Annotated in this window: 9 protein-coding genes and 1 pseudogene; 9 read left to right on the top strand and 1 reads right to left on the bottom strand. The window is 64.0% G+C overall.

The window, feature by feature from the left end:
- The 4 genes from AB4Y34_RS39495 to paaK all read left to right on the top strand — a co-directional run.
- On the top strand, positions 1-347 hold a 347-nt coding region (locus tag AB4Y34_RS39495; protein ID WP_176380126.1), incomplete at its 5' end, for a 2Fe-2S iron-sulfur cluster-binding protein.
- Between the two features lie 186 nt (positions 348-533).
- Positions 534-1,736, top strand: a complete 1,203-nt coding sequence (gene pcaF, locus AB4Y34_RS39490; RefSeq protein WP_176385870.1) for a 3-oxoadipyl-CoA thiolase — start codon at positions 534-536, stop codon at positions 1,734-1,736.
- Between the two features lie 14 nt (positions 1,737-1,750).
- Positions 1,751-3,310, top strand: coding sequence for a 3-hydroxyacyl-CoA dehydrogenase PaaH (paaH, locus tag AB4Y34_RS39485; protein WP_368719092.1), 1,560 nt, complete (start codon positions 1,751-1,753; stop codon positions 3,308-3,310).
- 37 nt (positions 3,311-3,347) lie between these two features.
- Positions 3,348-4,673, top strand: coding sequence for a phenylacetate--CoA ligase PaaK (gene paaK / locus AB4Y34_RS39480; protein WP_368719091.1), 1,326 nt, complete (start codon positions 3,348-3,350; stop codon positions 4,671-4,673).
- Positions 4,674-4,751: 78 nt separating this feature from the next.
- On the opposite strand, the gene AB4Y34_RS39475 is transcribed toward paaK, so the two are convergent.
- Positions 4,752-5,507 carry a TetR/AcrR family transcriptional regulator gene (locus tag AB4Y34_RS39475; protein ID WP_368719090.1) on the bottom strand — a complete coding sequence of 252 codons (756 nt, stop codon included), beginning with the start codon at positions 5,505-5,507 and terminating at the stop codon, positions 4,752-4,754.
- Positions 5,508-5,623: 116 nt separating this feature from the next.
- Here AB4Y34_RS39475 and AB4Y34_RS39470 point away from each other — a divergent pair, with 116 nt between their 5' ends.
- The 5 genes and pseudogenes from AB4Y34_RS39470 to AB4Y34_RS39450 all read left to right on the top strand — a co-directional run.
- Positions 5,624-6,679, top strand: a complete 1,056-nt coding sequence (locus AB4Y34_RS39470; protein WP_368719089.1) for a VOC family protein — start codon at positions 5,624-5,626, stop codon at positions 6,677-6,679.
- 53 nt (positions 6,680-6,732) lie between these two features.
- On the top strand, positions 6,733-7,587 hold the full coding sequence (bphD, locus tag AB4Y34_RS39465; RefSeq protein ID WP_176111910.1) for a 2-hydroxy-6-oxo-6-phenylhexa-2,4-dienoate hydrolase: 855 nt from the start codon (positions 6,733-6,735) through the stop codon (positions 7,585-7,587).
- A gap of 107 nt (positions 7,588-7,694) precedes the next feature.
- Positions 7,695-9,233: a bifunctional 3-(3-hydroxy-phenyl)propionate/3-hydroxycinnamic acid hydroxylase gene (locus AB4Y34_RS39460; protein ID WP_368719088.1), complete on the top strand. Its 1,539-nt coding sequence runs from the start codon at positions 7,695-7,697 to the stop codon at positions 9,231-9,233.
- Between the two features lie 29 nt (positions 9,234-9,262).
- Positions 9,263-10,066 carry a 2-keto-4-pentenoate hydratase gene (gene mhpD, locus AB4Y34_RS39455; protein ID WP_368719093.1) on the top strand — a complete coding sequence of 268 codons (804 nt, stop codon included), beginning with the start codon at positions 9,263-9,265 and terminating at the stop codon, positions 10,064-10,066.
- A gap of 13 nt (positions 10,067-10,079) precedes the next feature.
- Positions 10,080-10,335 (top strand): annotated as a pseudogene (locus AB4Y34_RS39450) (acetaldehyde dehydrogenase); the annotation flags it as partial.

The following is a 10,335-nucleotide window of genomic DNA, read 5'->3' as shown; positions in this document are numbered from 1 at the left end:
AGCGCTTCGGCACGCCGCTGCCGCAGGCGGGGGTGCCGCCCGTCGAGATCACCGCGGACACCCCGGCTGCCGACCTCGAGATCGTGCTCGACGGCAAGCGGCGCAGGCTGCGCCTGCCGTATCAGGGCGTGAGCGTGCTCGACGTCGGGCTGCGCGCCGGTCTCGCGCTGCCGTATGCGTGCAAGGGCGGCGTGTGCTGCACGTGCCGCGCGAAGGTGCTCGAGGGCGAAGTGAAGATGGAAAAGAACTACACGCTCGAAGAACACGAGGTCCGCGACGGGTTCGTGCTGACGTGTCAGTGTCATCCGGTGAGCGAGAAGGTTGTCGTCAGTTACGACGAACGATAAGCGCAAGCGCATCACCCCCGTCTTCGATCAAAGTTCCATCTCATGTCTCATTCACTGTTCAACGAGCACCGACGGTAGGTACGGCGTCACGTGCCGCCGCGCGAAGCCGCTCATGTCTGATCGCACCGCGCAACCCTGTTGCGGATGCAAAGCCTGAATCGTTCAATTTCTCTACCGGAAAACACCATGACCGAAGCCTTTATCTGTGATGCCATTCGCACTCCGTTCGGACGTTATGCAGGCGTACTGAAGGATGTTCGCGCGGACGACCTTGGCGCCGTGCCGATTCACGCGCTGATGCAGCGCAATCCGTCGGTGGACTGGCAGCAGGTCGCGGACGTCCTCTACGGATGCGCGAACCAGGCCGGCGAGGACAATCGCAACGTCGCCCGCATGTCCGCTTTGCTCGCGGGCTTGCCGATCGACGTCCCCGGCTCCACGATCAACCGCCTGTGCGGCTCGGGGATGGACGCGGTGGGCAGCGCCGCACGCGCGATCCGCGCGGGCGATGGCGACCTTTACATTGCGGGCGGCGTCGAAAGCATGACGCGCGCACCTTTCGTGGTCGGCAAGTCGGCGACGGCGTTCTCGCGCTCGGCCGAAATCCATGACACGACGATCGGCTGGCGCTTCGTCAATTCGCTGATGCGCAGCCAGTACGGCGTCGACTCGATGCCCGAAACGGCGGAAAACGTGGCCGACGACTTCGGCGTGGACCGCGACTCGCAAGACCGCTTTGCGCTGCGCAGCCAGCAACGCGCCGCGCGCGCTCAGGCGGACGGCACGCTGGCCCAGGAAATCGCCGCGGTGCGCATTCCCCAAAAGAAGGGCGAACCCCTCGTGGTCGATCGCGACGAACATCCGCGCGAGACCTCGCTCGAGGCGCTGGCGAAACTCAAAGGTGTGGTGCGCCCCAACGGCACGGTGACGGCGGGTAACGCTTCGGGTGTCAATGACGGCGCTTGCGCGCTGCTGATCGCTGGCGAAGAGGCAGCGAAGCGCAACCATCTGACGCCACGTGCCCGCATCCTGGGCATGGCTACGGCGGGCGTCGAGCCGCGCATCATGGGCATCGGACCGGCACCGGCCACCGAGAAGCTGCTTGCGCGCCTCGGCATGACGCTCGACCAGTTCGACGTGATCGAACTGAACGAAGCGTTCGCGTCGCAAGGTATCGCGGTGCTGCGCCGTCTCGGCGTCGCGCAAGACGATCCCCGCGTCAATCCGAACGGCGGTGCGATCGCGTTGGGCCATCCGCTCGGCGCTTCGGGTGCCCGGCTGGTCACGACGGCGACCTACGAACTCGAACGCCGCAACGCACGCTTCGCGCTTTGCACGATGTGCATCGGCGTTGGCCAGGGCATCGCGATTGCGATCGAGCGCGTTTGAGCGGAGCCACTCGCATGTCGAACGTATTGAAGACTTCCACGATCGTCGGCATCGTCGGCGCGGGCGCGATGGGTGCGGGCATCGCCCAGGTGGCCGCGCTCGCCGGACACCGGGTCGCCCTGTTCGATCTCGATGCCGCTACGGTCGCAAAGGCCATCAAGGGCATCGCCGCGAATCTCGCGAAGCTCGTCGACAAAGGCCGCCTCGACGCGACGGCTGCCGCTCAAGCGAACGGAAGGCTGTTTGCGGTCGACCAGCTGGCCGCGATGCGCGATGCGGGGCTCGTCATCGAAGCCGTCGCCGAACGGCTGGAAGCGAAGCGCAAGATTTTTGCCGAGCTCGAAGAGCACGTGGACGACGCCTGCATTCTCGCGACCAACACTTCGTCGATTTCCGTCACGGCGATCGGTGCGACGCTGAAGATTCCGTCGCGCCTCGTGGGCATGCACTTCTTCAATCCCGCGCCCGTGATGGCGCTGGTCGAAGTGGTCAGCGGCCTCGCCACATCGCCGGACGTCGCGACCTGCGTGTACGAGACGGCCGCCGCGTGGGGCAAGACGCCCGTCTACGCGCGCTCGACGCCCGGCTTCATCGTGAACCGCGTGGCACGTCCGTTTTACGCCGAAGGTCTGCGGCTTCTGAACGAACAGGCAGCGAGTGCCGCGTCGATCGACGAGGTGATCCGCGAGGCAGGCGGCTTCCGGATGGGACCGTTCGAGCTGATGGACCTGATCGGACACGACGTCAATTTCGCGGTCACCGAGTCGGTGTTTCGTGCGTATTTCAACGATCCCCGGTTCACGCCGTCGTTGATTCAGCAGGAGCTGGTCAATGCGGGTTTTCTGGGCCGCAAATCGGGACGTGGTTTCTACGAATATGGTCCGAACGCCGCGCGCCCGAGCCCGCGGCTTGCGCCACCCGCGGATTCTCCGCGGGTCGTCAAACTGTTTCCGCAGTCCGGCGTGATCGCGCGGCTTCAACAAAGGCTGCTCGATGCCGGGCTCGTTACGGCGACGATGCCAGAAACCGAACGCGTCGACGGTGTGGTCGCGCAAATCGACGACGCGCTGCTGCGACTGACCGACGGGCGCACGGCAACTCAATGCGCTCACGACATGGATCACGACAACGTGGTGCTCGTCGACCTCGCACTCGACTACGCCGGCTGCAGCACGGTCGCGCTTGCCCGTGCGCGGCAATGCAGTGATTCGGCCTATGCGGCCGTCGTCGGCGCGATGCAGGCGGCCGGCTGCTCGGTCGTGCCGATGGCCGATGTGGCCGGCATGATCGTGATGCGGACCGTCGCGATGCTGGTGAACGAAGCGGCCGATGCAGTCAATCAGGGCGTGTGCACGGCCGCGGATCTCGACCTGGCGATGGAAAAAGGCGTCAACTATCCGTTGGGCCCGCTGCGGTGGGCGGATAACGCGGGCGTCGCTCTGTTCTCTACGGTACTGAGCAATCTCTGCACCCATTACGGTGAAGACCGGTACCGCGTTTCACCGCTACTAGCCGCACTTTCGTGGTCGCGTGCGTCATGGCATGCCCGCGCTGCCATCGACAGCGCAGCCTGACTCGAATCAATCCAATTCCAGTATTCCGGAGACTCCGATGGTCCGACGCACCCCCCAATCCGACGAACTCGAACCGATCGAACGCGCCAGCCGCGACGAGCTGCAGGCTCTGCAACTGACTCGCCTCAAATGGTCGGTCCGCCATGCCTACGACAACGTGGCGCATTACCGCAAGGCGTTCGATGCCGCTAGCGTGCATCCAGACGATCTGAAGGAACTGTCCGATCTGGCCAGGTTTCCGACCATGACGAAGAAGGACCTGCGCGACAACTATCCGTTCGGTCTTTTCGCCGTACCGCGCGACCAGGTGGTGCGTGTGCATGCATCGAGCGGGACCACGGGCAAGCCGACGGTCGTGGGCTACACCGCACGCGACATCGATACCTGGGCCGACATCGTCGCGCGTTCGATCCGCGCTGCCGGCGGCCGTCGCGGCGACACGCTGCACAACGCGTTCGGCTATGGCCTGTTCACGGGCGGGCTGGGCATTCACTACGGCGCGGAGCGGCTCGGCTGCATGGTGGTGCCGATGTCCGGCGGCCAGACGGAAAAGCAGGTTCAGCTGATCCGCGACTTCGAACCGTCGATCATTCTGGTCACGCCGTCGTACATGCTTAACCTGATCGACGAGATGACGCGACAAGGGATGAATCCGGCCGAATCGTCGCTGAAGGTTGGTGTCTTCGGCGGCGAGCCCTGGACCCAGGCCATGCGTAGCGAAATCGAAACGCGGGCGGGAATCGACGCGGTCGACATTTACGGCCTCTCAGAAGTGATGGGCCCCGGCGTCGCGGCGGAGTGCATCGAAAGCAAGGACGGTCCGGTGATCTGGGAAGACCACTTCTACCCGGAAATCATCGATCCCGTTACCGGTGAGGTGCTGCCGGATGGAAGCGAAGGCGAACTGGTCTTTACTTCGCTGACGAAGGAAGCCATGCCGGTCATCCGCTATCGCACGCGCGATCTGACCTCGCTGTTGCCCCCGACTTCCCGCGCGATGCGCCGGCTGGCGAAGATCACCGGACGCTCTGACGACATGCTGATCATCCGGGGCGTCAACGTGTTTCCGAGCCAGATCGAAGAGCTGATTCTCGCCATTCCCAAGCTGAGCGCGCAATATCAATTGACGGTCAAACGCGACGGGCATCTGGATTCTCTGGCGGTGTGCGTCGAAGCGCGGCCGGAGGTCGGCGAGTTGTTGAGCGACCACGATCGGACAGCGCTCGCGCGCGAACTGCAGCATCGCATCAAGACGATGGTCGGCGTCTCGACGACGGTCTCGGTCGCGCTTGCCGGACATATTCCAATGACCGCCACCGGCAAGGCGAAACGCGTCGTCGATCTGCGGGGCGCGAACCTGTAAGCATCGATCAGAGGCGCTGCGCGCGGGAACTCGCGCAACGCCCGCTCTGCCCGTTCAACGTGGCCGCGCGAGGCTGAGTTAGCCAGCGATGCCGCCCTTTTGCACCGCTTTGCCTTTCGGCCGCTTCTCCGCCAGCCGGACAGAGTCCTTCGCCGGTTTAGCGTCGCGCTTGCGGCCCGCTGCCCGTGTCGCTTCCCGGAACGACGCGGCACGCGCTTCGCCTAGCGCAATCAGCGCATCGGTGAGCTGCGCCATATGCGTTTCCATCGATCTGTTGTCGCCGGATTGAAAGGAGACGAAAGCGCCGTCGAAGCCAAGCATGCCGAAATACGCCAGTTCGTCGGCGACCGCTGACGCCGCGGCGTCGCCTTCAGCGCTGAACGCGCTGCGGATCATCTCGCGCATATAGTCGCGGCCTTCGTTGCGCACCTCGATCACCGTCTGGATCGCCTCCGGCTCCGCGGCCTCGTTGCTCATCACCATGACGACCAACAGGCGCAGGAAGTTCTCGCGGTGCTGGAACACCTCCCCCGTCTTCTTCAGATACCAGCCCAGACGCTCGCGCGACGTGCCGCCTTCGGGCGGATTCCGGTGAGCTTCACGCATCGCGGCGAAGAAGCCCCGCGCGCCTTGCGCCATCACCTCCGCCAACAGCCCTGCCTTGGAGCCGAAATGATGATAGATCGCGCTCTTCGGGATTCCGGTTGCTTCGACCAGCGCCGACATCGAGGTGCCGGTGTAGCCATAGGCCGACATCACGCGGGCGGCCGCGTCGAGGATTTCCTGGCGCGATCTCTGGCCGCGTCGATTGCCAATTTGCTGTGTGCTTTCCATTCTAAAAGTATACCGCTTCGCCCCCTTTTCTACCGTATTGGACCGATCGGTTCATTACTGGTTTGCCCTGGCTGTTCGCGATTGGACCGATCGGTACACTAATTCCGACTGTGGGAATGAGCCAGACCAGCGTCCGGATCGGGCGTTGTTCCTCATCGCCCGATCCGGACACGAGCACGCACCGGAGAGTGCTTCGCAACATTTCCGGGCCAATGGCCCGTCATCAGAACTTGAACATAAGGAGAGCTATGCACAGCGTGTCGACACTGGGGTATATGGTCCTTGGCGTAAGCGACCTGGCGGCATGGGAGGGGTTCGCCGTCAACGTACTGGGTTTGCAGGTGGGGAGGCGCGTCGCCGGCGAATCGCTCGGCCTGCGTATGGATGATTACGAGCAGCGCTTCCTGTTGGTCAAGAGCGAGCTCGACGACTTCCTCGCCGCCGGCTGGGAATTCGAAACGGATGCGCAGCTCGACGCGTTCGTCGATCAGGCGCGTGCCCGCGGAGCCGGGATCGTCGAGGCGGATCGTGAAATCGCCGAGCAGCGCCGCGTAGCCCGCCTGTTCGTGTGCCACGATCCCGACGGCATCAGCCACGAGTTCTATAGCTGCGCGTACCGCGCTCACACACGCGACGCATTCCGCTCCTCGGTACTGCGCGGAGCATTCAGCACAGGACGCCTGGGTGCTGGCCACTTCGTCACGGTGCCCAAGCAGAGTGCGCGCGCCAAGGCGTTTTGCCAGGACGTGCTCGGCCTGAAGCTCAGCGACTCCATCACTGGCGAAGCCGCACCGGGCGTGAACCTCGACGTCACGTTCTTCCACGCTCGCAGCGGACGTCACCACTCGATGGCGGTCGCGGAAGTGCCGTTCCCGGTCCCCAAACGTATCCACCACATCATGGTCGAGTGCACCGACGCCAACGACGTCGGCCTCGCCTACGACCGCTGCAAGCAGGCCGGCGTGCCGATCCTGATGGAACTGGGCCATCACCCCAACGACCAGATGTTTTCGTTCTACATGATCTCGCCGTCCGGTTTCGCGATCGAATTCGGCGCGGGCGGCATCGTGGTGAACGACGACACATGGGAAATCAAGCGCTACTCCGAACTCAGCGACTGGGGACACAAACTTAATCCGCCGCCCGGCGCGCCCGCCCCCAACGCGCATTGAATCCCGACTCATTACATAGCTTGACTGCAAGACCATATTCCTGGAGCCACAGTATGACCTTGACCGAAGCCAGCACCAGTAAGTTCGTGACGATCAACGAACCTGGTCTCGAGAACTTCACCATCCATTTCAACGACGCCGGCCACGGCCCGGCCGTCGCCATGCTGCACGGCGGCGGGCCCGGCGCAAGCGGCTGGAGCAACTACTACCGCAATGTCGACGCGCTTGTGAACGCGGGATTTCGAGTGCTGCTCATCGACAGCCCCGGCTTCAACAAATCAGGCGAGATCGTCAGCGACGTGCCCCGCAACCTGCTGAACGCGCGCGCGACCAAAGGGGTGCTCGATGCGCTTGGCATCGCCAACGTGCATCTGGTCGGCAACTCGATGGGCGGAGCATCCGCATTGAGCTTCGCGCTGGAGTATCCGGAACGCCTCGATCGCATGGTGTTGATGGGACCTGGCGCTCAGGGTCCGAGCATCCTCCAGCCTCAGCCGGGCGAAGGCATCAAACGCATGTTCAAGCTCTATGCAGAACCCACCTATGAGAACTTCGAGGCCATGCTCGAAGTGTTCGTGTACTGGCCTGGCGCAATCACCGAGGAGTTGCGTCGCGGACGCTGGAACAACATCGAGTCGAACCTGAACCACCTGAAGAACTTCATCGCGAGTTCGAAGCTTTGCCCCGTGACCACATGGGACCTGTCCGCACGCTTTCCGCAAATCGCTCACAAGACGCTGATTACGTGGGGCCGCGACGACCGCTTCGTGCCTCTCGATCACGGCCTGCGCATGATCAATACCTTGCAGGATGCGCGACTCCATATCCTGCCGCAGTGCGGCCACTGGGCTCAGTGGGAACACGCCGACGAGTTCAACCGCCTCGTCATCGACTTCCTGAATAACTAAAAAACGGGCGACGGCGGCGGTCGCCGTCATCGCGCTGGCCTTTACGCTGCGCATACGCGCATCCCGCTGCCACGTTGAACATCCAGAATATCTAGTGGAGACAAGATATGACCAATGAGTACGACGCCGAGGTCGCCATCGTCGGCTATGGCCCGACCGGCGTGATCGCCGCGCTGACCCTGGCGAAACACGGCATTTCCACCATCGCGTTCGAGCAACACAAAGACATTTACCAGCGTGCGCGCGCAGTCACCGTCAACGACTGGACGATGCGCATCTTCCAGAACCTCGGCGTCGACGAACCGGTGCTGAAGCAGATCGATCCGCAACGCGCGCTACGCTGGATGCGCTATGACGGCACCGAGATTTTGCGCATCGAGCACCCGCCTTCGACACTCGGCGTCAAGCCGCGCTTTTTCAACATCTATCAACCGACGATGGAGTCCACACTGCGCGAATGCGCGGCGAAGCACGCCGAATACATCGACGTGCACTACGGCTTCGAAGTCGTATCGCTGGAGCAGGATGAAACCGGCGTCACGGTGACCGCAAGGGACCTCGGGACTGGCGAAACGAAACAGACCCGCGTGCGCTACGTGATCGGCTGCGATGGCGGCAGCAGTGCCACGCGCGGCAAGCTCGGCGTCAAGCTGCTGGGCGATACGCTCGACGTGCAGTGGATCGTGATCGACTGCCGCGTCAAGCGCTGGTGGCCGGACCGCAACCTGCTGACGTTCTGGTCCGACAAGGAACGGCCGGTGGTGGACATCGCGCTGTCTGGCGGCAACCACCGCTGGGAACTGCCGCTGAAGCCTACCGAGTCGGAAGCGGACTTCGCGACGAACGAGGACGTCTGGCCGCTGCTTAAAGCACTTGGTGTCACCGAGGACGACGTCGAAATCCACCAGTATGCGTTCTATCGCCACCATACGCGGATGGCCGACAAGTGGCGCGTCGGGCGCGTGTTTCTCGCGGGCGACGCGGCGCATCTGATGCCGCCCTGGGCAGGCGCGGGCATGCAAACCGGCATGCGCGACGCGTTCGATCTGGGCTGGAAGCTCGCGGGCGTGCTCAAGGGCACGCTGCCCGAGCAGTTCCTCGACACCTATGAAGCGGAACGTCGGCCCAATGCGGCGTTCTACACCGGCCTTGCCGTGCAACTCGGCCGCATCATCAAACAGGAACTCTCCGAAGAAGAACAGGCCGCGCTCAATGCACCGCCTCCGCCGGACGCGCCGGAGCAGCCGCTCATCGCGCCGCCAGTGCTGGAAGCCGGCTGGCTGCGCGGTCCGCTCGCTCACGACAGCATCGTGGGCCGCATGGTCCCGCAACCCGTCGTGGGCGATAACCGCGGGGTGATGGCACGGCTGGACGACCTGCTCGGCGATGGCTTCGTGCTGCTCGGCGACGACGTCGATCCCGCCACGCTGCTCACGCCCGATGAAAAAGCGGCGTGGGACCAGCTCGGCGCCCGCTACATCGCGCTGCGCCAACAGGATCAGCACACGAAGGGCTGCGACGAATTCGTCGATCTCGACGGCGTACTGCGCCCATGGTTGCGCAAGTACGGTGCGCGCGCAGTCGCACTGCGCCCCGATCGCTTCGTCGCCTCCGCCGACGTCAGCGGTCTTGCGGTACCTGCCTGACACGTCTCAAACCAGGGAGAAACATGAACATGCATGACGCCAACGTCGTCAACGCGCTGGCCTCGCGCCTGCGCAATGCTGAAGCGATGCGCCAGACCATCTCGCCCGTACGCGGCGACATCGCTGCGGGCGGCATCCCGCTCGACGACGTCGCCACCGCCTACGCAGTGCAGCAGGCGAACGTCGATCTGCGCGTCGCGAACGGCGAGCGCATCGTCGGCCGCAAGATCGGTCTGACGTCTCTTGCCGTGCAGAAGCAGCTTGGCGTCGATCAGCCCGACTTCGGCGCGCTGTTCGCCGGCATGTCCTACGGCGACAGCGAACCGATGCCGCTGTCGAAACTGATCCAGCCGAAGGTCGAAGCCGAAATCGCGCTGGTGCTCGAACACGACCTCACGCACGACAAGCACACGTTCGTCGACATCCTGCGCGCCAGTGCGTACGCATTGGCCGCGATCGAGGTTGTCGACAGCCGCATCGAAAACTGGGACATCCGCTTCGTCGATACGGTCGCGGACAACGCGTCGAGCGCGCTGTTCGTGCTCGGCAGCCGGCCGGTGCCGCTGTCGCGGATCGACCTCGCCGCGTGCGCGATGACGCTGTCGCGCGACGGCGAAGTGCTCTCGCGCGGCAGCGGCACGGCGTGTCTCGGCAATCCGCTGAACGCCGCCGTGTGGCTCGCGGATCGCATGGTCCAGCTCGGCACGCCGCTGCGCGCCGGCGACGTCGTGCTGACCGGCGCGCTCGGCCCGATGGTCGCCGTCAAGGAGCCGGGCACTTACTGCGCGCAGATCGAAGGCCTCGGCAGCGTGCGTGCCACGTTTATCGCTTGAATCAGGACTTTATATGGCTTCCGAAAAACTGAACGTCGCGATCATCGGCTCGGGCAACATCGGCACGGATCTGATGATCAAGATCATGCGCAACAGCCGGCATCTGCAGATGGCGGCGATGGTCGGCATCGATCCGAACTCCGACGGCCTCGCGCGCGCCGCGCGGCTTGGCGTCGCGACCACGCATGAAGGCGTCGAAGGTCTGACGCGTCTGCCCGTGTTCAATGACATCGACTTCGTGTTCGACGCGACCTCGGCCGGCGCACACG

The sequence above is a fragment of the Paraburkholderia sp. BR10954 genome (assembly GCF_040965775.1).
GTDB lineage: Bacteria > Pseudomonadota > Gammaproteobacteria > Burkholderiales > Burkholderiaceae > Paraburkholderia > Paraburkholderia youngii.
Note: the sequence above shows the minus strand (reverse complement) of the source record. Positions and strands in the feature narration are given on the sequence as shown.

Bases quoted from the DNA above. Each gene is read 5' to 3' on its own strand.
- pcaF (WP_176385870.1), top strand. From the start codon at position 534: ATGACCGAAGCCTTTATCTGTGATGCCATTCGCACTCCGTTCGGACGT.
- paaH (WP_368719092.1), top strand. From the start codon at position 1,751: ATGTCGAACGTATTGAAGACTTCCACGATCGTCGGCATCGTCGGCGCG.
- paaK (WP_368719091.1), top strand. From the start codon at position 3,348: ATGGTCCGACGCACCCCCCAATCCGACGAACTCGAACCGATCGAACGC.
- AB4Y34_RS39475 (WP_368719090.1), bottom strand. From the start codon at position 5,507: ATGGAAAGCACACAGCAAATTGGCAATCGACGCGGCCAGAGATCGCGC.
- AB4Y34_RS39470 (WP_368719089.1), top strand. From the start codon at position 5,624: ATGAGCCAGACCAGCGTCCGGATCGGGCGTTGTTCCTCATCGCCCGAT.
- bphD (WP_176111910.1), top strand. From the start codon at position 6,733: ATGACCTTGACCGAAGCCAGCACCAGTAAGTTCGTGACGATCAACGAA.
- AB4Y34_RS39460 (WP_368719088.1), top strand. From the start codon at position 7,695: ATGACCAATGAGTACGACGCCGAGGTCGCCATCGTCGGCTATGGCCCG.
- mhpD (WP_368719093.1), top strand. From the start codon at position 9,263: ATGCATGACGCCAACGTCGTCAACGCGCTGGCCTCGCGCCTGCGCAAT.